The sequence below is a fragment of the Arsenophonus nasoniae genome (genome assembly GCF_004768525.1).
Taxonomy (GTDB): Bacteria; Pseudomonadota; Gammaproteobacteria; order Enterobacterales; family Enterobacteriaceae; genus Arsenophonus; species Arsenophonus nasoniae.
Map to the genome: position 1 here is coordinate 42,695 of NZ_CP038614.1, position 23,526 is coordinate 66,220.

General features: G+C 41.9%; 22 protein-coding genes and 5 pseudogenes. 13 read left to right on the forward strand and 14 right to left on the reverse strand.

What is annotated here, in order from left to right; all coding sequences use genetic code 11:
* Positions 1-5 precede the first annotated feature (5 nt).
* The gene (locus tag ArsFIN_RS19810) at positions 6-464 is read right to left on the reverse strand and encodes a hypothetical protein (RefSeq protein ID WP_210409130.1); all 459 of its coding nucleotides are present in this window, start codon (positions 462-464) and stop codon (positions 6-8) included.
* A 102-nt stretch (positions 465-566) separates the two neighbouring features.
* On the opposite strand from ArsFIN_RS19810, the gene ArsFIN_RS19815 reads away from it, so the two are divergent.
* The 4 genes and pseudogenes from ArsFIN_RS19815 (at position 567) to ArsFIN_RS19830 (ending at position 3,486) form a co-directional block, all read left to right on the forward strand.
* Positions 567-1,619, forward strand: a complete 1,053-nt coding sequence (locus ArsFIN_RS19815) for an IS91 family transposase (protein WP_246067505.1) — start codon at positions 567-569, stop codon at positions 1,617-1,619.
* Between the two features lie 136 nt (positions 1,620-1,755).
* Positions 1,756-2,065, forward strand: a pseudogene (locus ArsFIN_RS28325) (integrase core domain-containing protein); the annotation flags it as partial.
* A 10-nt stretch (positions 2,066-2,075) separates the two neighbouring features.
* A pseudogene (locus ArsFIN_RS19825) lies at positions 2,076-2,456 on the forward strand (phage terminase large subunit family protein); the annotation flags it as partial.
* A 1-nt stretch (position 2,457) separates the two neighbouring features.
* Entirely contained in the window at positions 2,458-3,486 is a 1,029-nt protein-coding gene (locus ArsFIN_RS19830; protein ID WP_135678313.1) for a phage portal protein, read from the forward strand.
* On the opposite strand, the gene ArsFIN_RS19835 is transcribed toward ArsFIN_RS19830, so the two are convergent.
* The 4 genes and pseudogenes from ArsFIN_RS19835 to ArsFIN_RS19850 all read right to left on the reverse strand — a co-directional run bounded on the left by ArsFIN_RS19835 (position 3,483) and on the right by ArsFIN_RS19850 (position 6,894).
* Positions 3,483-4,421, reverse strand: a complete 939-nt coding sequence (locus ArsFIN_RS19835; protein ID WP_135678315.1) for an Rpn family recombination-promoting nuclease/putative transposase — start codon at positions 4,419-4,421, stop codon at positions 3,483-3,485. The two genes, ArsFIN_RS19830 and ArsFIN_RS19835, sit on opposite strands and share 4 nt — an antisense overlap.
* A gap of 81 nt (positions 4,422-4,502) precedes the next feature.
* Positions 4,503-4,835, reverse strand: coding sequence for a hypothetical protein (locus tag ArsFIN_RS19840; protein ID WP_026823978.1), 333 nt, complete (start codon positions 4,833-4,835; stop codon positions 4,503-4,505).
* A 353-nt stretch (positions 4,836-5,188) separates the two neighbouring features.
* Entirely contained in the window at positions 5,189-5,809 is a 621-nt protein-coding gene (locus ArsFIN_RS19845; protein ID WP_051297171.1) for a LysE family translocator, read from the reverse strand.
* A 93-nt stretch (positions 5,810-5,902) separates the two neighbouring features.
* Positions 5,903-6,894, reverse strand: a pseudogene (locus tag ArsFIN_RS19850) (replication endonuclease).
* A 152-nt stretch (positions 6,895-7,046) separates the two neighbouring features.
* On the opposite strand from ArsFIN_RS19850, the gene ArsFIN_RS19855 reads away from it, so the two are divergent.
* Both ArsFIN_RS19855 and ArsFIN_RS28920 read left to right on the forward strand, forming a co-directional pair.
* Positions 7,047-7,505 (forward strand): hypothetical protein, encoded by a 459-nt coding sequence (locus ArsFIN_RS19855; RefSeq protein WP_135678317.1) that lies wholly within the window; start codon positions 7,047-7,049, stop codon positions 7,503-7,505.
* A 9-nt stretch (positions 7,506-7,514) separates the two neighbouring features.
* Positions 7,515-8,719, forward strand: a pseudogene (locus ArsFIN_RS28920) (IS91 family transposase).
* 136 nt (positions 8,720-8,855) lie between these two features.
* On the opposite strand, the gene ArsFIN_RS19865 reads toward ArsFIN_RS28920, so the two are convergent.
* Positions 8,856-9,887, reverse strand: coding sequence for a replication endonuclease (locus ArsFIN_RS19865; RefSeq protein ID WP_135678318.1), 1,032 nt, complete (start codon positions 9,885-9,887; stop codon positions 8,856-8,858).
* A 204-nt stretch (positions 9,888-10,091) separates the two neighbouring features.
* On the opposite strand from ArsFIN_RS19865, the gene ArsFIN_RS19870 reads away from it, so the two are divergent.
* Together ArsFIN_RS19870 and ArsFIN_RS19875 are read left to right on the forward strand one after the other, a co-directional pair.
* Positions 10,092-10,550 carry a hypothetical protein gene (locus tag ArsFIN_RS19870; RefSeq protein WP_135678317.1) on the forward strand — a complete coding sequence of 153 codons (459 nt, stop codon included), beginning with the start codon at positions 10,092-10,094 and terminating at the stop codon, positions 10,548-10,550.
* A gap of 9 nt (positions 10,551-10,559) precedes the next feature.
* Entirely contained in the window at positions 10,560-11,762 is a 1,203-nt protein-coding gene (locus ArsFIN_RS19875) for an IS91 family transposase (RefSeq protein ID WP_135678014.1), read from the forward strand.
* A 388-nt stretch (positions 11,763-12,150) separates the two neighbouring features.
* On the opposite strand, the gene ArsFIN_RS19880 is transcribed toward ArsFIN_RS19875, so the two are convergent.
* Positions 12,151-12,318 carry a hypothetical protein gene (locus ArsFIN_RS19880; protein ID WP_210409131.1) on the reverse strand — a complete coding sequence of 56 codons (168 nt, stop codon included), beginning with the start codon at positions 12,316-12,318 and terminating at the stop codon, positions 12,151-12,153.
* Positions 12,319-12,624: 306 nt separating this feature from the next.
* Here ArsFIN_RS19880 and ArsFIN_RS19885 point away from each other — a divergent pair, with 306 nt between their 5' ends.
* Together ArsFIN_RS19885 and ArsFIN_RS19890 are read left to right on the forward strand one after the other, a co-directional pair.
* Positions 12,625-13,842, forward strand: a complete 1,218-nt coding sequence (locus ArsFIN_RS19885; RefSeq protein WP_026824113.1) for an IS91 family transposase — start codon at positions 12,625-12,627, stop codon at positions 13,840-13,842.
* 187 nt (positions 13,843-14,029) lie between these two features.
* Positions 14,030-14,686, forward strand: a pseudogene (locus ArsFIN_RS19890) (IS3 family transposase); the annotation flags it as partial.
* A gap of 5 nt (positions 14,687-14,691) precedes the next feature.
* Here ArsFIN_RS19890 and ArsFIN_RS19895 read toward each other — a convergent pair.
* The 7 genes from ArsFIN_RS19895 to ArsFIN_RS19920 form a co-directional block, all read right to left on the reverse strand.
* On the reverse strand, positions 14,692-15,063 hold the full coding sequence (locus tag ArsFIN_RS19895) for a hypothetical protein (protein ID WP_135678321.1): 372 nt from the start codon (positions 15,061-15,063) through the stop codon (positions 14,692-14,694).
* On the reverse strand, positions 15,060-15,200 hold the full coding sequence (locus ArsFIN_RS26585; protein WP_155847048.1) for a hypothetical protein: 141 nt from the start codon (positions 15,198-15,200) through the stop codon (positions 15,060-15,062). The genes ArsFIN_RS19895 and ArsFIN_RS26585 overlap by 4 nt, the downstream gene beginning before the upstream one ends.
* 117 nt (positions 15,201-15,317) lie before the next feature.
* Positions 15,318-15,527 (reverse strand): chromosome partitioning protein ParB, encoded by a 210-nt coding sequence (locus tag ArsFIN_RS19900; RefSeq protein ID WP_026824034.1) that lies wholly within the window; start codon positions 15,525-15,527, stop codon positions 15,318-15,320.
* A gap of 20 nt (positions 15,528-15,547) precedes the next feature.
* A complete protein-coding gene (gene parA, locus ArsFIN_RS19905) occupies positions 15,548-16,177 on the reverse strand; it encodes a ParA family partition ATPase (protein ID WP_026824035.1) in 630 nt (209 codons plus the stop codon).
* A gap of 106 nt (positions 16,178-16,283) precedes the next feature.
* The gene (locus tag ArsFIN_RS19910; protein ID WP_026824036.1) at positions 16,284-17,216 is read right to left on the reverse strand and encodes a replication initiator protein A; all 933 of its coding nucleotides are present in this window, start codon (positions 17,214-17,216) and stop codon (positions 16,284-16,286) included.
* Positions 17,217-17,864: 648 nt separating this feature from the next.
* A complete protein-coding gene (locus tag ArsFIN_RS19915) occupies positions 17,865-19,067 on the reverse strand; it encodes an IS91 family transposase (RefSeq protein ID WP_135678323.1) in 1,203 nt (400 codons plus the stop codon).
* Between the two features lie 9 nt (positions 19,068-19,076).
* Positions 19,077-19,535: a hypothetical protein gene (locus ArsFIN_RS19920; RefSeq protein WP_210409124.1), complete on the reverse strand. Its 459-nt coding sequence runs from the start codon at positions 19,533-19,535 to the stop codon at positions 19,077-19,079.
* Between the two features lie 725 nt (positions 19,536-20,260).
* Here ArsFIN_RS19920 and ArsFIN_RS19925 point away from each other — a divergent pair.
* The 3 genes from ArsFIN_RS19925 (at position 20,261) to ArsFIN_RS19935 (ending at position 23,508) form a co-directional block, all read left to right on the forward strand.
* Complete coding sequence (locus tag ArsFIN_RS19925) at positions 20,261-21,712, forward strand: UvrD-helicase domain-containing protein (RefSeq protein WP_246067508.1); 1,452 nt, start codon at positions 20,261-20,263, stop codon at positions 21,710-21,712.
* Positions 21,713-21,939: 227 nt separating this feature from the next.
* Complete coding sequence (locus tag ArsFIN_RS19930) at positions 21,940-22,917, forward strand: Rpn family recombination-promoting nuclease/putative transposase (protein ID WP_135678326.1); 978 nt, start codon at positions 21,940-21,942, stop codon at positions 22,915-22,917.
* Between the two features lie 3 nt (positions 22,918-22,920).
* Positions 22,921-23,508, forward strand: a complete 588-nt coding sequence (locus ArsFIN_RS19935; protein WP_026823687.1) for a ProQ/FINO family protein — start codon at positions 22,921-22,923, stop codon at positions 23,506-23,508.
* The last annotated feature ends 18 nt before the right edge of the window (positions 23,509-23,526 follow it).

Genomic DNA, 23,526 nt, shown 5'->3' on the forward strand with positions numbered 1-23,526 from the left:
CTCAATTACCTTATGGGCATCTTGCCAAAGAAACAGAAATTGTCAGATTCGTCAGCCCAGTTATCGGTGTGTTTATCCCAGGGTTCAAAGGAAACAGGGATTATTCCTAGCTCCGTATAGGTGATGAATTCATCGGCAGGCAGACTTTCAGTTATTCCCCCCTCAGTGTAGTCGTATCCAGCGTCATCGGCTTGGTCTTGGCGTTGTTCAAAACCCCTGATAATCGTGACTAGCGGCGGGTAATACTGCGTGTCGAGAAAAAATTGGGGGCCGAGTCGGACGCAGTGGCGTATGGCTTCTTTTAGGGTGTCATAAAAAAATTCAGGCGGTCTGTCATCATCATTTTCGGGTGGGAGAGAGATCATAAAACGTTTCAGATAAACAGGCGCTGTGGCACGTGAAGTGACGGGCAGCCTGCCTGATTTAACCGGTTTACGCTTTCTGGGAGATTTATTGCGAGCCATCGAGATGAATCCCTGAAAAAAATTAACCTACTGCAGAGTATAAAACAGTACTCAACTCATTAACATCCCCGAAGCAGCACCGCTGCGCCGCTCACGCGTAGCGTGCTACGTTCATCTCCTGATTGCTCTCATACAAAGTACATTTGCCAAAGTTGCAAAAGCAAAGGTTGCAGCGCTTGCGGCGTTAAAGCTACTGAGCAATGGGCAACAGAGCAGATGCATATTCTTCCTGACTGTGATTGGCAACACATCATTCTCACCATACCAGATAAACTTTGGCCGGCTTTTAACCAAAACTGGCCATTACTCAACATGTTATTTTCCTGTACAGCTAATACTTTACTGACATGGGCGAAAAAAATGGGGATTGAAATTGGGCTTTTTGCGGCTCTACACACTTACGGACGAAAGTTAAATCAGCATCCTCATATTCATCTTTCAGTGACACGTGGAGGGTTAAGTACCAAAAACAATCAGTGGAGATCTTTATTTTTTAAAAAGAAAGTGATTGAGAAATACTGGCGTCAGGCGGTAATTACTTTGCTGAGAAAAAGCTACGACACGCTGTTTTTAGCGGCGGCAGGTTATGAGCATATACGTGATTATCGTGAATGGTGTCAGTTCCTGGAAGTGCAATTTCAGCGCCGCTGGAAGGTACATTTTTCAAAAAAGACAGAAAATGCGTGGCAAAACGTCAGTTATATTGGTCGATACCTTAAACGGCCTCCAATATCAGCATCAAAACTGAGGCATTACAGCGGTGGAGCGGTTGTGCATCATTACTATGTTCACCGGACGCAACAGCATGAAAAACAGGTATTAAGTCAGGAAGAAATGATCGGACGATATATCAGCCATATTCCAAGCAAGCATTTTAAGATGATCAGATATTACGGTTTTCTGTCTAATCGCAAGCGTTCAGCTTTATTACCGAAAGTCTATGATGCTTTGGGAATTGAAGCAAAAACAAAGCCCGCAAAACCAGGTTTTGCTGCGCAGATAAAACAGTTCACTAATGTCGATCCTTACCAATGTATTTTATGCGGTAAACGCATGATTTTTATCCATGCAGAAGCAGGATTACGACCCGAAGAGTTGCTGGCTAAACGATGTCATCAATTTCAAAGAGAGCGATGGCTTCGGCAAGCAGCATAGGGAAGATTTATCTAAAATTTGGTTTTGCACTCTTTTCTGTATGAATTTTATACAAAAATAATTTTTCATAAACCCAATCCGAGAAAAAATAAGAGTCGTTATCTCATTATTAAAAATGAATGAATTTCCCTGATGGATTCAATTTCCTAACCATCAAGGTTGCCAATATTCATCGGAGGAGTTTAGGGCGCACCTCTTTGAACGGAAAATAACTCAAAGCATGAGTCGGCGAGGTAATTGCCTCGATAATGCCGTGATGGAAAGATTTTTTAGGAGTTTAAAGACAGAAAGACTTAACCGTTTATCGTTTATCGTTTATGAATCATCAATCTGTTGTCTGTGAAGTTGAAAATTATATTCAGTTTTACAATTATTATCGACGCCATTCAACGATTGGTTATTTAACGCCACATCAAAAATATCATGAACTAAAAAATGCCGCTTAGATCTTCTACAGAATTTGTTGACCATTACAACTACATCGGACTGGATGCAACGGGTATCGGTCACGGCGTCTTGCAATATGTGCGCGATTTTTTCCCGCAGGTCAACGAATTTATCTATAACCCGGCGCTAAAAAATGCGTTGGTGTTAAAAGCCTATGATGTTATCAGCCATCACCGACTGGAATATGATGCCGGGGCGCAGGATATTACCCGTGCCTTTATGGCGATTAGACGCGCCACGACTGCCAGTGGGAACCGTCCCACCTATGAAGCCGATCGCAGTGAAGATGCCAGTCACGCCGATTTAGCCTGGGCCACCATGCATGCGCTGTACCATGAACCGTTAACCGGTGATGGCCAGCAACACAAAACGATTATCGAGCTATTTTAATATGCGAAAAACGAAAAAACGCACGCTCACCGCCCCTCAAAAACCGTCGGTAGAGGCCTTTACCTTTGGTGACCCGGTGCCCGTCCTTGACCGACGCGAAATTTTTGATTATCTGGAATGTTCACTTATCGATAATTACTACGAGCCACCGATGAGTTTTGAAGGCCTGTCACGCATTTTTCGGGCGGCGGCCCATCATAGCAGTGCCATTTATGTCAAACGCAATATTTTAAGCAGTACCTTTGTGCCACATCCATGGTTAAGTCGTCAGGATTTTGACCGTTTTGCGCTGGATTTTCTAATTTTTGGTAATGCCTATCTGGAACGGCGAAAAAATGGGCTAAATAAAACGATTCAACTTAAATCCATCCCGGCCAAACTCACAAGGCGCGGTGAGGATTTAGCCACTTATTACCTTTTGCATGCGGGGTTTGACAGCGTGCCGTTTACGTTTCAGCAGGGGCATGTTTTTCATTTGCTGGAGCCGGATATCAATCAGGAAATCTACGGCTTGCCCGAATATCTGGCCGCCATGACGGCCATTTTACTCAATGAATCGGCGACGCTTTTTCGCTGTAAGTATTATCTCAACGGCTCTCATGCCGGCTATATTCTCTATATCAGCGATGCCGCGCAAAATTTACAGGATATCGATAACATCCGCGAACAGTTAAAAAGCAGTAAAGGGCTGGGGAACTTTCGCAATCTGTTTTTATATGCCCCCAATGGCAAAAAGGATGGCATACAAACCATTCCTTTATCGGAAGCCGCCGCGAAAGATGAATTTTTAAATATCAAAAACGTCAGTCGGGACGATATGTTAGCGGCTCATCGCGTTCCCCCACAATTAATGGGCATTATGCCGCAAAATGTGGGGGGATTTGGCGACGTACAAAAAGCGGCGAATGTGTTTATCTGCAACGAATTACATCCGTTACAACACAAAATGCAGCAGCTTAATGAGTGGCTAGGCGAAGAAGTGATTCAGTTTACCCTGTACGCCTTGAATCGGATAAAAAATAAAATCTAATCCTTGCACAAGGTGTTTAACTGTGCCTCAGAAAGTCCCGTTGATTGCTGAATAATCTTTTTATCGACCCCATTTTTTAGCAGTTGACGGGCGATTTCGTGTTTTTCTTCAAGTGCTTTCTGTAGACCTTGTTGTAGACCTTGTTGTAGACCTTGTTGTAGACCTTGTTGTAGACCTTCTTGCCGTATACCCTGCGCGATATTCATCAATGCCCCCTCGTGTTTCTCTGACTGTTTCGCTATCTTGGTGATAAGTTGCATCGGTTTTTCTGCGTTCCCTTCCTGAAGAAGATAGTTAAACATCGTGATAACTTGATTGTCGGTATAATAATTATACGACAAAAGTTTAACAATACTATCCAGTAGCTCGGTCATATCCCGTCTGCGAATGTGCTTCTGGATGAGTTCTAATAGCGCCATTCGCCTATGCTGCATAATCTCACCATCATCAAGCGTGGTGACATCAACCAGCTTAAACGGTTTGGTATAGATTTTTTCTGCAATATCCCGCCCACTAAAACAATCGAGCCAGTCAGTACTGTAGGGATGCGGGCTTTTCTCACCACAATAAAACAGAATAGGAAAAACCAGCGGTAATTCTTTGTATCCAGCCTCCAAATGTTTTTGCATTGCCGCCATGCTATAGCGCATGAGTCGCCATGCCATCAGTTTATCGGGTGTCGATTGGTGCTCTATCAAAAGATAGAGATAACCTTGTCCCTCCTGGGTATTGACCGAATAGAGAATATCACTCTGGTAATTTTTCATCTCACTATCGATAAATGAGCTAGATTCGACTCTGAGACTATCCAGGTCACACAGCGCCTTAATCTCATCCGGTAGCCAGATATCAAAGAAATCTTTCGCCGTCTCTTTCTCACTTAGAAATTGCTTGAATACGGCATCGTGTGGAGTGGGAGTGAACTTTTTAACCATTTCTTATGGTCTCACCGCTTAAAGCAAATAGAAAATTAAGGGATTATTTGTATCGACAATAATCTTACGTAAATCAAAAAATCATAGCCATTTAATCTCTGATTCCCAACCTTTTTGACTCATACAATCATAAAAAAACTGACGGCGACTATCTTTATTAACATCAATAATATAACTGTCTATTTCAGGTATCAATACCGTTTGATATTTTTCATTTTTCTGCCAAGTCTCATGCCGCTTAACATTAGTTCTTTGCGCTACTTCATTTTTTACAGGAAATTTATTCTCCGATTGTTCCCTGCAAAAAATTTCAGCAACGGAAAAATCTTCAGCATTAAGGCTGTTCCTTACCCATTGGCTGGCGCACCCAGATATGAGCGTTGATAATACCATAGCTGTTAATACCCTTTTCATATTCATTCCTTACTTTCAATAGATGATTTTGCAAATTTTGATGAGAGTTTATCAAAAAACATGAAAAATCGCAGTGGTAGCCCCGCCGCGCCTGCCCGCGAAACATGTCGTTTTTTGTGCAGCTGCACAACGCCACTCAGAGTAGGCCAGTACTGGCCTTTGCGGTGATTTCAGGTGAGCAAAAACTTATGCAAATCCATGCACTTTTGTGCAAATCCATGCACTTATTTTTCAATGAAAAATAAGTGACTATTTTGATACGCCAAAACGGCCCAGTAAATAAAACCCTCGTTTTATTTACTGGCTCCTGCTCCCTTTAGAAGGCAACGGATTTACAGTGCAAAAAAACTAAATTAGTGGATGAAAAATAGTACTCCACTTCCCATTATAATGAGTATGCTTCCAAATATAATATTTTGGAGTAACATGATCTTTCTGTTATTGATGAGTTTTTTCATATAACTAGCAGAAAAAGCGTAAATATTCATCATTATTGTATCTACAGTCATCATGGTAATAGCCATTATTACTATTTGTTTCCATAAAACGCTTGATGGTTCGATAAATTGAGGCATCAAACTAATCATAAAAGCCCATGTCTTCACATTTGTTATGTCTGTTAAAAAACCGGTGATTAAACGGTTATACCATGTAGTGTTGTTCACTGATGTAATATTTTCATAACTCTTTTTTAAGACAGAAAAGATAATTCTTATTCCCATAAATATTAACCATATTGCCCCTATTATTTTTATAATAAAAAATATTTGAGGAAATGATATAAACATTTGTGTACCAAATCCCACTATAATAACAATTAACCCGACAGCGGTTTCTTGACCCAAGATTGTAGGAAGCGTTTTTTTATAGCCATAAGTCATCCCATGACTCATAGTCAGTATTGTTCCTGGCCCTGGTGAAATTGCAGTAAAAAATGCGATGGATAAAAATGCAGCCCATAATAAATATGTCAAAATAGCCTCTTTCTTTTTATTAGTTTAACAAATCAACCGCCTGATGCTCGTCGGGTTCTTTTTTCACGCAACTAACTTCTGATTATTCAAATTTTATCCAGGTAATGGGTTTTCCAACTCAGGAGTGTAACTTGAAAAACCGTACTCCCTAAGTAAAAAAAACTCACGGGAGGCGCAATCAGGCATAAAATAGTGTACATCCAAAGAGGGAGTTAAACCTCCTTTTCTACAGTTATTGCCAGAACTCCGAGGCGCGCCGATGGCGCTTTTTAAAAAATCAACTGCCTGATGCGCGGGTTCTTTTTTCACCAGCCGGTATTTTTTTAACCGCGTTTTCATGAGGGGCGTATCCGGGTGAAGTTGCGCATAGATCCCCGCTATTTTTTGTACTGCTTCGTCATAGGCATTTGGTTCGTCTGCCGTTTTGTAGGCAATGCGCAGCGTTTGTTCTTTTCGGGGGGTGCAAGGACCGCCTTGTGCGTCAATATAGGTGGCAAAGTCGCCTTCATCAGCCGCCTTCCTCACTTTTTCCGCCATGTCACCCAACATGGTCGCGATCGATAAACTTCTTAAACGTCGATATTCGCGATAGACGCCTTTTGACGGTAGATTATAAAAATGAAATTGCGGAATGCGCCATGTCGCTGCCCAGGCACTGACCGCTGCTGCCGTTTCCGTTAAGGGTTTACCGGTTTCAAAATCAGTTTCACCTTCCAGTGCATAGCCGTCGATATTTTTCGCAATATATTTAGCGATATACCCGACGGCACCGCCTTTGTTCATATGCTTACATGCAAAACGATGTTGCTGCGCCCCTTTTTCGTCAGGATCTTCCGCCAAGGCTTTTTTACGCATAATCTCTACCGCTTTGGCGCGGTGGGCTTTATCGGTAAAAAGGAGTAAATGCCAGTGTGGGGTGGCTCCACCACGCGGACACCATAAACGGCAATGTCATTGTCAGCAAAGGCGGCGCGAATACGTGACCAGACTTTGACTAAATAACGCTGCCCGTCTTTCGGTGTTAACGCGGCGTCTTTCCAGCGATGATTCAATACCGCAATGTTATCTTTTCCGCGCTGGCGCAATTTTGTGGGGTGATATTTTGACGGACAGGTCAGCGTGATGAACGTAGCACGCTACGCGTGAGCGGCGCAGCGGTGCTGCTTCGGGGATGTTAATGAGTTGAGTACTGTTTTATACTCTGCAGTAGGTTAATTTTTTTCAGGGATTCATCTCGATGGCTCGCAATAAATCTCCCAGAAAGCGTAAACCGGTTAAATCAGGCAGGCTGCCCGTCACTTCACGTGCCACAACGCCTGTTTATCTGAAACGTTTTATGATCTCTCTCCCACCCGAAAATGATGATGACAGACCGCCTGAATTTTTTTATGACACCCTAAAAGAAGCCATACGCCACTGCGTCCGACTCGGCCCCCAATTTTTTCTCGACACGCAGTATTACCCGCCGCTAGTCACGATTATCAGGAGTTTTGAACAACGCCAAGACCAAGCCGATGACGCTGGATACGACTACACTGAGGGGGGAATAACTGAAAGTCTGCCTGCCGATGAATTCATCACCTATACGGAGCTGGGAATAATCCCTGTTTCCTTTGAACCCTGGGATAAACACACCGATAACTGGGCTGACGAATCTGACAATTTCTGTTTCTTTGGCAAGATGCCCATAAGGTAATTGAGTCAGATGTATATCCCTCGTCCTGCTAAACTACTTTTCACCATTGATGACGGTTGGAATAAATTCCTCGAAAAATACGGCGATAGCGTTAGTTCGTGGACGAGTTTATCTGTGGAGCGCATGCTTGCCTGCGGCACTTGTGCCATGGGTGTCCGGCGCTATTGTTGCGCTTCGTCTGATTGTTCTCACAGCCGTTTTTTCTGCCAAAGCTGTAAGTCAAAAGCCTGCAGTTCATGTGGCTTTAAAGCCACCGAGCAGTGGTTAGCACAGCAGGTTCATATTTTACCCGACTGCGACTGGCAACACATTACTTTCACCATGCCACATCTCCTTTGGCCTTTTTTTAACAATAACTGGCCGCTACTTAATGCTCTGTTTCGGGCAGCCACTCGAGCTATGCTGCAGTTGGCTCGCAAACAGGGTATCGAAATTGGTATTTTCTGTGCCTTGCATACTTATGGCCGGCAACTCAATCAACATCCGCATGTTCATGTTTCCGTCACTCGAGGGGGTTTGGATAGTAAACATAGTGTATGGCGAAAGCTGTTTTTTCAAAAAAAAGGATGTCGAAGAAATCTGGCGAGGGGGCTGTTATCCGACTACTGCGTCACAGTTATGATTTAATTAACCCTGGCCTTCTTCCCGGTCTTGGCCATATCCGTGACAAAAAACATTGGCGGCGTTACTTGAGGGCGCAGTACGGACGTTATTGGAAAGTGCACTTTGCTAAAAAAACGAAAGGGGCATGGCATAGTGTTAAGTACCTCGGTCGCTACCTTAAACGCCCACCGGTATCTGCGTCAAAACTGCGGCATTACCGAGGGGGTGCCGTTGTTCATCACTACCATGACCACCGAACTGGCCAGCATCGGCAGCAGACTCTGCCGCAGGAAGAGATGATTAGACGCTATATAAGCCATATTCCGGCCAGGCATTTTAAAATGGTGCGTTACTCTGGTTTTTTGTCGAATCGTAAACGAGGAAAACTATTGCCGAAAGTGTATAAGGCACTTGAGATGACGGCACGTAAAAAACCGGAGAACCCAGGTTTTTCTGTGCTGATGAAAGGATTTCTGCGTACCGATCCGTACAAATGTATTCTGTGTGGCGACAGGCTGCTTTTCACCGGGGCGCAAATGGGTAAAAAAGCAACGGAATTGTTGTCAGAAAGACTGCATAACCTGGAGAAAAAGCGATGGTTACGCAGCTAAACGCAGGATCAATGTGTCTAAAATAAGGAAATCAGGTTAGAAATTACACTCTCTGAGGAAATGTTAACTGGCACTAAACACAATAAATCGATCCCCATCTCCTTTTTGCAATAAGGGATGGCTTTTGCTACTCACTTTAAAAGCGATTCAATTTCCTAACCATGAACATACCAATATCCTTGCGCGCCAGCGCGACTTTTTCAATGCCGGCCATTTGTGCCATCAATTCCATTCGGCGGATCTCCGGATTGGCAATACTCGCCATCACTTTGTCGATTAAATCGAAGCGTTCACCCCTGTCGATATCTTCGATTTGCATCGCTTGCAAGTAGCGTAAATTAGCCAGCCGTTGTGACTTCACCGCACGAATCGCCTGTCGACTGGCATAAGGTTGGTGCTGCTTGCACACCTCCATCGCAGCGATCATCAGCGATTCGACCCATCGGGTGCGGTGTGAGCGCAATTGGGTTAACCAGTAATCCCGACTGATTAAACGGGCAACGGCCGCATACACCTGACGAAGGGGCATCGTTTGATGATTTTTGCCCTGCGTACGTTGACGTAACGTTTTTTGATAGGATGAATAGTATTCCGGGGTGACATGTAACCCTCGCGCCAATTCCGCTAAACGACCATAGATATCGGTTTGGACTGTCTCATCAAAAATCCGGTCTCTATCGCCCTGATGGGACGTGATGATTTGATCACAACAGCCTTCATAGAAACGGAAAAAAAAGGCGGACAGGTGGCTGGCTAACTGTTTAACCCGATGATTATTCATGTCCGGCAGCAAATTGAAATCAAGAATATTGGGGGTATCAATAAGGGTCAGTGGCCAGTTTGCCACCCGCATTTCATAACGTTGATTAACGGCTGACAGCCGTGGCCAGATTTTTTGATGAAACGTAAAGTAAAGAAAGTGATGCGCCTCATGCAAGCCCTTTTCACTGATTAACGATTGATAACGTTTTTGATAACGGTAACGTAAATGCTGGGGTAACGAGGCGATATCCTTTAAAATCGCTTGCCCCTGAACACGCTGCTCACGGGTAAGCGGTTTCGGATAGGAAACCGCTTCATGCCGCGGATGATTCCACCAATACGCCAATTTCATTTCGGGTGAATAGGTCACCGGCGGGACGGTAAAATCAATCGTGGCATACCTCATCGACGCGCACCCCCCAATTTATCCGGATCAAGCAGATTAATCACGGTTTCACAACGGCGCGATAAGATATCGACGGTTTCCCGATAGTGATGAACGTAGCACGCTACGCGTGAGCGGCGCAGCGGTGCTGCTTCGGGGATGTTAATGAGTTGAGTACTGTTTTATACTCTGCAGTAGGTTAATTTTTTTCAGGGATTCATCTCGATGGCTCGCAATAAATCTCCCAGAAAGCGTAAACCGGTTAAATCAGGCAGGCTGCCCGTCACTTCACGTGCCACAACGCCTGTTTATCTGAAACGTTTTATGATCTCTCTCCCACCCGAAAATGATGATGACAGACCGCCTGAATTTTTTTATGACACCCTAAAAGAAGCCATACGCCACTGCGTCCGACTCGGCCCCCAATTTTTTCTCGACACGCAGTATTACCCGCCGCTAGTCACGATTATCAGGAGTTTTGAACAACGCCAAGACCAAGCCGATGACGCTGGATACGACTACACTGAGGGGGGAATAACTGAAAGTCTGCCTGCCGATGAATTCATCACCTATACGGAGCTGGGAATAATCCCTGTTTCCTTTGAACCCTGGGATAAACACACCGATAACTGGGCTGACGAATCTGACAATTTCTGTTTCTTTGGCAAGATGCCCATAAGGTAATTGAGTCAGATGTATATCCCTCGTCCTGCTAAACTACTTTTCACCATTGATGACGGTTGGAATAAATTCCTCGAAAAATACGGCGATAGCGTTAGTTCGTGGACGAGTTTATCTGTGGAGCGCATGCTTGCCTGCGGCACTTGTGCCATGGGTGTCCGGCGCTATTGTTGCGCTTCGTCTGATTGTTCTCACAGCCGTTTTTTCTGCCAAAGCTGTAAGTCAAAAGCCTGCAGTTCATGTGGCTTTAAAGCCACCGAGCAGTGGTTAGCACAGCAGGTTCATATTTTACCCGACTGCGACTGGCAACACATTACTTTCACCATGCCACATCTCCTTTGGCCTTTTTTTAACAATAACTGGCCGCTACTTAATGCTCTGTTTCGGGCAGCCACTCGAGCTATGCTGCAGTTGGCTCGCAAACAGGGTATCGAAATTGGTATTTTCTGTGCCTTGCATACTTATGGCCGGCAACTCAATCAACATCCGCATGTTCATGTTTCCGTCACTCGAGGGGGTTTGGATAGTAAACATAGTGTATGGCGAAAGCTGTTTTTCAAAAAAAAGGATGTCGAAGAAATCTGGCGAGGGGCTGTTATCCGACTACTGCGTCACAGTTATGATTTAATTAACCCTGGCCTTCTTCCCGGTCTTGGCCATATCCGTGACAAAAAACATTGGCGGCGTTACTTGAGGGCGCAGTACGGACGTTATTGGAAAGTGCACTTTGCTAAAAAAACGAAAGGGGCATGGCATAGTGTTAAGTACCTCGGTCGCTACCTTAAACGCCCACCGGTATCTGCGTCAAAACTGCGGCATTACCGAGGGGGTGCCGTTGTTCATCACTACCATGACCACCGAACTGGCCAGCATCGGCAGCAGACTCTGCCGCAGGAAGAGATGATTAGACGCTATATAAGCCATATTCCGGCCAGGCATTTTAAAATGGTGCGTTACTCTGGTTTTTTGTCGAATCGTAAACGGGGAAAACTATTGCCGAAAGTGTATAAGGCACTTGAGATGACGGCACGTAAAAAACCGGAGAACCCAGGTTTTTCTGTGCTGATGAAAGGATTTCTGCGTACCGATCCGTACAAATGTATTCTGTGTGGCGACAGGCTGCTTTTCACCGGGGCGCAAATGGGTAAAAAAGCAACGGAATTGTTGTCAGAAAGACTGCATAACCTGGAGAAAAAGCGATGGTTACGCAGCTAAACGCAGGATCAATGTGTCTAAAATAAGGAAATCAGGTTAGAAATTACACTCTCTGAGGAAATGTTAACTGGCACTAAACACAATAAATCGATCCCCATCTCCTTTTTGCAATAAGGGATGGCTTTTGCTACTCACTTTAAAAGCGATTCAATTTCCTAACCATCAAGGGTCCGAATATCATTGGCATGCGTTCTTAGCGTATGATGTGAAATCAAGTCCATCACAAGTCGCACCGGATCCGTATGAAGACAGACCATTTCGTAACACCGTAAGGACGCATTCGCTTCCAGTAAACGCCATTCGATTTTATGCGTGTCTGAATTTTGCTGGCACGAAATGGCAAAGCGGGTGCCAAAGATATAAGCGCCCGCTTTGGGATCTAACGGGATCATGATTTACCTCCAAGGACGGCAATAATTTCTTTTGCCATTTGCCGTTTACCGGAGATCGTCCGGGGCGCGGAAATTTCATGAACCGTAAACCCCAGATCGGCATAAAGTGATTTTGCAGCCATGGAATTAGAAACGGTGATCGGGTTTCCCCGACGGGTATTCATTTTTTTTAGCCTTTTGGCTAACTTTTCATGTTCCGCTTCGGTAAATTTCTCAGGGCAGTATTGCGTAAACCCGTTTTTATGAGCCGAACGAATCAGCCTACGGCTGCAAATCGATAACCTGAAACACTGTGCGCTGATATCTAGTGATAAAACGCGCGGTAATCTATTCTGATTGGCTCTTAATTTTTAAGTATCTTTTTTTGGCCTATAAACTGAAAATGCCTTACAGAAAGATTGAGGGAGCTTTAGTCCGTGTCTTGAGTGTAATATCGTCCATCAAAGCTAAACTGATTTATGTCCTTTCCTATGAAAAAAGATTTTCAACCCCGACCGTTAAAATCGCTTTTTGAGCGGAATAAGGCCTGGGCTGAAATTATGGAAACCACTCAACTCAGAGAGATAGAAATAGAAGTAGTCACAAAAATGTTGGCTTGCGGCACACCCATGATGGGTTTCCGTGAGTATTGTTGTGAAAACGAGAATTGTGATCATCAAAAGTTAGTCTGTTTTACCTGCAAAGGTCGGGGTTGCCCATCCTGTGGGAAAAAATTGACGGATAACTGGATAAAGACCACGATTAAACGTTTACCTAATGTCAAATGGCAGCATGGCACATTTACGATGCCGCACAGTCTTTGGCCTCTCTTTGAATTGAATCGATGGTTACTAGGGAAACTGTTCCCGTTTGCTGCGGACAATTTACTTTATGCAGCGAAGAAACGCGGATTAACCATGGGTATTTTTGGTGCGCTACATACCTATGGGAGAAAACTAAACTGGAACACGCATATTCATCTCTCATGGACAATGGGGGGCATCAATCAGAATGAAAAATGGAAGTCGATGCAATTTGACCTCGCTAAAGTGAGAAAACGTTGGATGTGGAATGTTCGACAATATCTTCTTTCTGTCTGGGGAAAAATTTACCTACCTGAAAGTTTACAGCACATAAGAGATTATGATGAGTGGAAGCGGTTTATTCTTAATGCAGGGAAAAATGCCGAAGGTAAAGATTATTGGCATGTCTATTTTGCCGACCCGACATCCAATGCCAAAAAGACAGCAAAGTATCTGGGGCGTTACCTGAAGAAACCGCCTGTCTCGGGGGCGAGGCTTGAGCATTACGATGGCGGAAGTCGTATTACGTTACGATTTTTTGACCATAATACGGGTCACTACAAAAATTTAGATTTATCCCAAAAAGAATTAATTTTACGGCTTATCAAACAAATCCCCGAAAAACATTTTCGGATGCTCCGTTATTTTGGTTTTTTAGCCAATCGGGTGGTGGGAAAGTTTCTGGATGTTGTTAGAAACGCCGTCGGCCAATCCGAATTCAAAAGAAAAGGGTCTGTTCCCTTTGCGCTGCTAAGTCAGCGGTTTTTAGGTGTTGATCCGTTTAGCTGCATTCTTTGTGGTGGAAGGATGCGATTTTCTCGTTTTATCAAAGGATTAAAGATATCTCAATTAGTCTATCATGCTTTAGAGATTGCCCGAATGCGCTATGTCCCTTTGTTGGGGTGAGGGGAGATCTATTTAAAATCGACTAAATTGTACAAAGTTAACTCATATTGTTCTAAAAACATCATTACCGCTTATTGAAAAATCTTTCTCTCACCTCAAAAAAGGGGGAAATCACCTTTCGCACCCGTTATTCTGCTTAATAATTAATGTTAAATTTTTGTTAACTTATTTTTGAAATTCTTAGACGTTAAAGGGTTTAGGGCACCAAATTGGCACTTATAAAATATCGAACATCATGAAATTAAATCAATTAGTTGCAATTAGACCAACGAAAAAGCACTACTATCACTCATCGGGTAACGAACATCGATATGCCCCTAATTTGCTTAAACGACAATTTTCCCCTGAACAGCATAATCACTATTATGTCGGGGATATCACGTATATTAGACATCACTATGGGTGGAGCTATTTAGCCTGTGTGTTGGATTTAGCCACCAAAGAAATTATTGGTTATGCCTTATCAACAAAACCGGATTCGAAATTAGTGAAAGAAGCCTTAGATAACGCAATTGAACGGCAATTACCGGATACGACAAGTTTGATGTTCCATTCAGATCAAGGTTGCCAATATTCATCGGAGGAGTTTAGGGCGCACCTCTTTGAACGGAAAATAACTCAAAGCATGAGTCGGCGAGGTAATTGCCTCGATAATGCCGTGATGGAAAGATTTTTTAGGAGTTTAAAGACAGAAAGACTTAACCGTTTATCGTTTATGAATCATCAATCTGTTGTCTGTGAAGTTGAAAATTATATTCAGTTTTACAATTATTATCGACGCCATTCAACGATTGGTTATTTAACGCCACATCAAAAATATCATGAACTAAAAAATGCCGCTTAGATCTTCTACAGAATTTGTTGACCATTACAGACCGCATAAGGCTGCATGCCATCGACATACTCCATCGGCGACAAAAACAGGAACTCGTGAGCGTGAAAGAAAGTGCCTAGGTAGCCATTTTCACTACAAAAAAGCGGTAAAAAATGAAAGTGCCAGACTTTGGGTGCTTTCTTGAAATCAGAAACCAGTTTAATAATGACAAAAAACGGCGATTTTTCAGTGCGGATTTTCTCTAATAAAGTCACCATTTCAGGCGCATCTTTATTCAAACCGAGAAAATCTACCATTTTAGCGTTGGCCTTAATTTCCCCCTCACTATCCGCAAAACCACAAGGAACAGCGCTACTCAAAAAGAATTTAATCATCTCGGAGTTCATGCTGCACCTCCAATACTACGAAGGTACTCACGCTGACGGGTTGTAAGGTGTTTTGATGTGAGAGCAAAGCTCAAAAGCTGCTCGATTGATATGTCGCACGCTTTCATTATGCGCGCAATATGCGTACTATTTCGCATAGTCCGACTCCTAGTTTGCTTAGGTTTTGGATTAGCTATCTTGTCAGAGCTCTAATTCTGGCAAGATAGTGATAAAATTAACTCAAATAAATTTTAACTCATTTAAGTAAATAAATGTTACTCAGGTAAATGTTCAACAAATTCTGTTAAAACTTCTTTTATAGTTTTTCCTCTTTTTGCAGCATACATCTTTAATTTCAAATGATTATCAAAAGTTAAATCAAAATTTACTCTTTTTAATTGAATATCATCTGATAAGCTAGCAAGCATTTTTTCTTTATTTTTTAATGTTGGCCTACCAGCCGAAAGTATTTTTTGTTTACTCATATGAGTTTTTCACCATAAACTTAAATAAGCTTTTGTTTTATTTCTTCATACAAAGAAATAATCTCAATTGAGGCTGGATTATTAAGATCTTCATCAAGAACTGTTTTGCCTCTTGCCGCCGTGCTAGGATAAACAACACGTTGAGTTATTTTACTTTCCAGCACAGGCAATTCATATTCACTCAAAGTATCGGTTACTTCATTCCCTATTTTTGTCCCTTTAATTACTCTTGAAACTATAAAAGAGGCTTTCACTTTTCCATCAGTGACTTCGATTCTTTGTTTTACCAAATCAACTAAATCAGATGTAGCCCATATATCATATGGAGAAGGTTGGACTGGGATTAAAACAATATCAGAAGCTTTTATTGCAGAAACAGCAAGATCCGCAGCTTGAGGAGCTCCATCAATAATAATAAAATCTTTGTATCCTATATTTTTCAGATCTCTTCCAATAGTTGGTCGATCAATACCCACAACTGTTAAGGGCTGATCTTCTCTTACCGCCGCCCAATCTCTAGCACTACCTTGAGGATCTGAATCAATTAATAAAACGCTAGCACCAAATAATTGGAAAGCTCTTGCTAAATGCGTTGCTATAGTTGTTTTTCCAGAACCACCTTTTTGATTCAAAACAGCAATTATCTTCATCATTACCTCAATAGAGCTTTTGAACTTATACTCTTAAACTTATTTAAGTATAAACTTAAAAAAATGTTAACTCAAATAATTTTTTACTCATTTAAGGAGGGAATAATTACTTTGAAAGTTTATTTTTAATTTTATAAATTTCCTTTTTTCCTTTTTCTCGTTTACGTGATGCTTCTGCCTGAGGAGTATTTTGATTGCGATTTTTGAAAGTAACCTTGTCTGTAATAGAATCAAAAAAAATTTCATAATCAGGGAGATCATTTGTTTTTGCTAGTTGTTTTAGATTATGTCTAAACATTTTTAGAAGGGCTGTACTTCCTGTTTTTATATGTAGTTTTTCAAGAAAAATAGTAAATTCATGTTGACTACCACAATGCTTACGAGCAATTTCGTATAATCGTCTATCGATAGCTTTTCGTATGCGAAAATAATCAGGGCTAATTTTGATTATCTTCTTTTTGTACAATGCCTGATATAACCACTCTGGCAAAGTAATTTCAATCATCCCTATATCAAGTTTACCTTTTTTTTCTCCAATAATACGTGCACTTTCAATCAATCCAAATAAACAAGTTTCTTGTTTATCATCAAAATAATTTATATTTGTTTCAATGACTGTGCCTTTTAAGCGATTTAATGCCTTTCTTAATTCCTTATAAGCGACTCCACTTGTACTTCTGTTTGTTGTAATAAAAAAATCATAAGGGGTAAAAGCCACAGTACGACTAATATCAGAATTATTGTTAATCGCTTCCTGCAATTTTGAAATAGCATAAATCCAGATATCTTTATCAAAGACTGTTGCTAAACCAATTTCAGCAGAAGATCTAACAGTAACTGTTATATTGCCATTTTTATATTTTCTAACTTTTGTATCACCCCCTTTCAAAGCAAAAAAAGGATGTTCCATACTCGCTATTTCGTCACGAAAACTAAAAATATCAATATCGTCAGCGATAAAAAATTCAATTTGCTTATGTTTTTGTGGACGTAACGTCTTCAAATTGCATTTTCCTGTTTTCTTTGTATGATCAGCCATAGCCTCACTCCTAGAGTAATTAGGATTGTTGGTTAGATTCTGTAAGGTGCTGACACACTTTACAGAATCGATATTTTCGTAATTTAAAAACCAAGTTTTAATTATATATATCGTAATTTAAAAACTAATATATCGTAATTTAAAAACCTACTCAATATTTACAGAATAAATTATATAAAAAATAAACAATTTCCCTGTTAATAAGTCATTTCAACTATCGTAATTTAAAAACCAACTATCGTAATTTAAAAACCAACAAGCAGTGTTAAGTGTTTTTTTTATATTTAAAATCAATTTCTTATATTCATTTTGTTTATCTTCTTTTAGTCTTTAACTCTTTTAACTTATACATAACTAAATATAACTACGCGCGCGCGAGGTTTTTCTGTGGATAACTTTTTTTCTAACAAAACCCTAAACCCCAAAATAGGTGACTACTGAGTGACCGTATTTCTCTTTTGCAATTGTGATATTCCGCTTCCTCGATGGTTAGGAAATTGAATCGCTTTTAAAGTGAGTAGCAAAAGCCATCCCTTATTGCAAAAAGGAGATGGGGATCGATTTATTGTGTTTAGTGCCAGTTAACATTTCCTCAGAGAGTGTAATTTCTAACCTGATTTCCTTATTTTAGACACATTGATCCTGCGTTTAGCTGCGTAACCATCGCTTTTTCTCCAGGTTATGCAGTCTTTCTGACAACAATTCCGTTGCTTTTTTACCCATTTGCGCCCCGGTGAAAAGTAGCCTGTCGCCACACAGAATACATTTGTACGGATCGGTACGCAGAAATCCTTTCATCAGCACAGAAAAACCTGGGTTCTCCGGTTTTTTACGTGCCGTCATCTCAAGTGCCTTATACACTTTCGGCAATAGTTTTCCCCGTTTACGATTCGACAAAAAACCAGAGTAACGCACCATTTTAAAATGCCTGGCCGGAATATGGCTTATATAGCGTCTAATCATCTCTTCCTGCGGCAGAGTCTGCTGCCGATGCTGGCCAGTTCGGTGCTCATGGTAGTGATGAACAACGGCACCCCCTCGGTAATGCCGCAGTTTTGACGCAGATACCGGTGGGCGTTTAAGGTAGCGACCGAGGTACTTAACACTATGCCATGCCCCTTTCGTTTTTTTAGCAAAGTGCACTTTCCAATAACGTCCGTACTGCGCCCTCAAGTAACGCCGCCAATGTTTTTTGTCACGGATATGGCCAAGACCGGGAAGAAGGCCAGGGTTAATTAAATCATAACTGTGACGCAGTAGTCGGATAACAGCCCCTCGCCAGATTTCTTCGACATCCTTTTTTTTGAAAAACAGCTTTCGCCATACACTATGTTTACTATCCAAACCCCCTCGAGTGACGGAAACATGAACATGCGGATGTTGATTGAGTTGCCGGCCATAAGTATGCAAGGCACAGAAAATACCAATTTCGATACCCTGTTTGCGAGCCAACTGCAGCATAGCTCGAGTGGCTGCCCGAAACAGAGCATTAAGTAGCGGCCAGTTATTGTTAAAAAAAGGCCAAAGGAGATGTGGCATGGTGAAAGTAATGTGTTGCCAGTCGCAGTCGGGTAAAATATGAACCTGCTGTGCTAACCACTGCTCGGTGGCTTTAAAGCCACATGAACTGCAGGCTTTTGACTTACAGCTTTGGCAGAAAAAACGGCTGTGAGAACAATCAGACGAAGCGCAACAATAGCGCCGGACACCCATGGCACAAGTGCCGCAGGCAAGCATGCGCTCCACAGATAAACTCGTCCACGAACTAACGCTATCGCCGTATTTTTCGAGGAATTTATTCCAACCGTCATCAATGGTGAAAAGTAGTTTAGCAGGACGAGGGATATACATCTGACTCAATTACCTTATGGGCATCTTGCCAAAGAAACAGAAATTGTCAGATTCGTCAGCCCAGTTATCGGTGTGTTTATCCCAGGGTTCAAAGGAAACAGGGATTATTCCTAGCTCCGTATAGGTGATGAATTCATCGGCAGGCAGACTTTCAGTTATTACCCCCTCAGTGTAGTCGTATCCAGCGTCATCGGCTTGGTCTTGGCGTTGTTCAAAACCCCTGATAATCGTGACTAGCGGCGGGTAATACTGCGTGTCGAGAAAAAATTGGGGGCCGAGTCGGACGCAGTGGCGTATGGCTTCTTTTAGGGTGTCATAAAAAAATTCAGGCGGTCTGTCATCATCATTTTCGGGTGGGAGAGAGATCATAAAACGTTTCGGATAAACAGGCGCTGTGGCACGTGAAGTGACGGGCAGCCTGCCTGATTTAACCGGTTTACGCTTTCTGGGAGATTTATTGCGAGCCATCGAGATGAATCCCTGAAAAAAATTAACCTACTGCAGAGTATAAAACAGTACTCAACTCATTAACATCCCCGAAGCAGCACCGCTGCGCCGCTCACGCGTAGCGTGCTACGTTCTGAACATTTTGATAAATTCTTTTGGGTACAATGTGATATTACCTGGATTTTCTGTTTTTGAGTCTACTTTAGATAAAGCTAATAGAACATAAGCACGCCTTTGGCGTGAGCAGCACGGCAAAGGCGTGCTTATGTTCTCATGGTTAATCAACGAGAAAACTGTCAGAATTTAATAGAAATATTGAGTTCAAAACACCTCCATTAATGCCTTACTGTATTGATTGAGATTCCTAACCATCAAGATACAAGCCGTTTTCTCGATAAAAACGCAAATGCGCACCGCTAAAATTTTATCGGCTCTCACAATGTGTTTGGCGAATTTTTCATTTTCGGATTTCAAAAAAGAAAAAGCCAACTTCAAAAGTTGGCTAATTATGTTGATGGAAATTTTTTTATTTCTAATTTTCAATTATCGACTCACAGCAACTCAATCATAAACTTTCAACAAAGATTTTCAACTCCATATTTCACAATCAAACCCATCCAAATTGTTATATTTTGCCAACTAACTTTAGAGGCTATGCGTTTCGACAAATGTAGACGTTTTATCTACAAAACTATTTATTGGATTCTCTGGTAAACTTATAGCATTAAGTTATGCAGGAGAAGATTTTGATTAATCCAACGCCAGAACAACAAGCCGTTATTGACTGGGAGGGAGAGAAGCTTGTCGTTAACGCTTTTGCCGGAACAGGGAAAACCTCAACGTTAGTGAAATATGCCGAAAAGCATCCCGAACTCCGGATGCTCTACATTGCGTTTAATCGTTCAGTGAGGGAAGAGGTAGACGAGAAATTTCCTGCTAATGTGCTTTGCAAAACATCCCATCAACTGGCATGGCCTGGTTTTGGTAGAAATTACGCTCATCGATTAACAAATTCTCTGCGTCTTTTTGATATTGCTAATGCTACTCAGAGTGAAGACTGGGTATACGTAAAAGCGATTCAGGACACCTTAAAGAACTTTATGTGCAGCGTGGATAGTCAGATTATGTTACGCCACTGTCCCTCAATATTGATGGGTGAAGTTAAACAACCATTTATGGCTCATGATGTCGTCAGACAGAGCGAACGGCTCTGGCATCGAATGATTGACCTTGCTGATAATTTTCCCGTCATTCATGATATGTATTTAAAATTGTACCAACTCTCCCAACCTAATCTTTCCCATCGTTTTGACGTTATTTTGTTTGATGAAGCGCAGGACGCTAATCCGGTTACTCACGATATTGTTTTTCGTCAAACCACGAAGTTAGTGATGGTGGGTGATGCTCATCAACAGATTTATCGTTTTCGAGGGGCGGTCGATGCATTAAATGCGCCTTCGCTGAGTGAAGCTGACCGTCTCTGGTTAACCCATAGCTTTCGCTTTGGTGCCTGTGTCGCGGATATGGCTAATGCATTACTGGCCATGAACGGTGAAACGCATCAGGTGGTTGGCAGAGGTGAAAAAGATGACATTCTTATTGATGTCCCTAAGAAAGGCTTTCCTCACCGCGCCATACTCAGTCGAACGGTAGCAGGCGTCATTGGTTCGGCGCTGGAAGCCAGTAGCAAAAAAGCCACTATCTACTGGGTCAACGGGATAGATGCTTATCGTATCGATGAATTAATTAACCTTCACTGGTTTTCACTCGGTAAGCGAAAAAAGATGAGTCACCAACGGCTTTACACCGAATATCGCAATTATGCGAATTATAAGCACATGGCGAATACCAGTGGTGACCAGGAAATGTTGCAATCTATCAAAATCATCGAAAAATTTACGCCATTACCGAAGAAAGTGGATGTTTTACGTAAACGAACGGTAGATACTGAAGACGAAGCCAGCATTACTGTTACCACTGCCCACCGAGCAAAGGGATTAGAGTGGGATATCGTTGAAATCAATAATGACTTTCCGAATAATCTTTTTGACCCTGAAATGGACAAAGCAGCCTTTAGAGATGAAGTGAATTTACTGTATGTTTCCGCGACCAGAGCGAAGAAGACACTTATCATCAATAAATTGTTGGTAAATATTCTAGCCAACGTTGCTGAGAATGAAAAAACGGCAAAAGTTTAATTCAGAAATACCTCTAGAAACGCTTGTAATCGATTTTGAGAGGTTTTCTTGTGATTAGCCATAAAAAGATACCAGTAACAAAAAATAGACGCACCTGAGAAGAATAGGGTGCGTTTTTCTATGGCTGGATTATGATGTATGAAATGTAATGAATAAATAGCGTATTTAATATAGCGGGTTTGTTTGCCATAATTCAATCTGACGCGAGCAATTACTGAAGATATCGGATGAGTAAAAAATTCACCCCAACGCCCCACGATGCGGTATTTCGCCAGTTTCTAAGTGAGAAAGCGACAGCAAAAGACTTCTTTGATATCTGGCTGCCGGATGAGATTAAGTTGCTGTGTGACTTAGATAGCCTCAAAGTGGAGTCTGGCTCATTCATCGATAGTGAGATGAAGAATTACCAAAGTGATATTCTCTATTCAGTTAGCACTATAAAGGGAAGTGGATATATTTACGTATTGATTGAGCATCAGTCCACCCCTGATAAACTCATGGCATGGCGATTGATGCGTTATAGTATGGCAGCGATGCAGAAACATTTAGAACAGGGAAATAAGCAATTACCGCTCGTTTTCCCAATACTCTTTTATTGCGGTGAACAAAGCCCTCACCCCTATAGCACGAATTGGTTGGACTGTTTTCATGATAGAAAACTAGCAGAACGTATCTATACACAACCGTTCCGATTAGCAGATGTTACAACTTTAGATGATGGTCAAATTATGCAGCATAGACGAATGGCGTTATTGGAGTTAATCCAGAAACACATTCGTAGAAGGGATATGACAGAGCTTATGAATGAAATTGTGACGCTGTTGTCGTATAATTATTATACCGATAATCAAGTTATTACCCTGTTTAACTATCTCATCCAAGAAGGTAATACCCAAAAGCCAATGGAATTTATCACTGAGATAGCCAAACAATCAGAAAAACACGAAGGAGCACTTATGACTATTGCTCAAGCATTAAAACAAGAAGGATTACAAGAAGGATTACAAAGAGGAAAGCTGGAAGGCCGTCAAGAAGGCTATCAGCTAGGTAAAAATGACGGCGTTCAAGAAGGTAAACTTGAAGGCGAAAAACAGGCTTCGATGAAGATAGCGCGGCAAATGCTTGAAAGTGGCATGGACAGGCAATCTGTGATGAAATTTACGGGCTTAAATGATACTGAAATGAGCACCCTGTTTAAAGATTGAACCATGACAGAACGCAAGAAATTAAGCCTCAATCGCTCAAGAAAGGCTTCACAGGAAGAGCAGCCACAAAGTAACTCAGTTTACCGTAAAAAGGTCTGGGTGAATGCTGCGCCCAAAAAGCAGGCAAAAAAGCCTCATCCTCCCAAAGTAGCAAAACAGCAACCCAAGAAGGTGGTTGAAAAATCTAAACAGGCAGTGAAGGTTAAAATACCAAAACCGCCCACACTGCCCAAAAAGCGATTGCCGTTAGAGGAAGCGATTTCCCAGATAACCACGTTTTGGCCTAATTTATTTCCTGAAAATCAATTGAGACCCATGAAAATTGGTATCCAGCAGGATATGTGGCAGGAGGTTAAGAAAAAATCATTACCGATAGCCAGAAGGCGCTTGAAAGCCTGTCTAGGCAGTATTGGTCATCATGTTGATTATCGGGCACTTATCCAGTTAGGGGCGTTTCGTTATGACAAAGAAGGTCAGAGAGTCGGAAAGGTCACCCAAGCCGATGTTAAGGATAACTTGCAACGTTTAGCACGGCGAAATACATCAAATCATCACGTTATAGATTGTATTCTTCCTTTGACTAAAAACTGAGAATGTTAAAAATTCTTC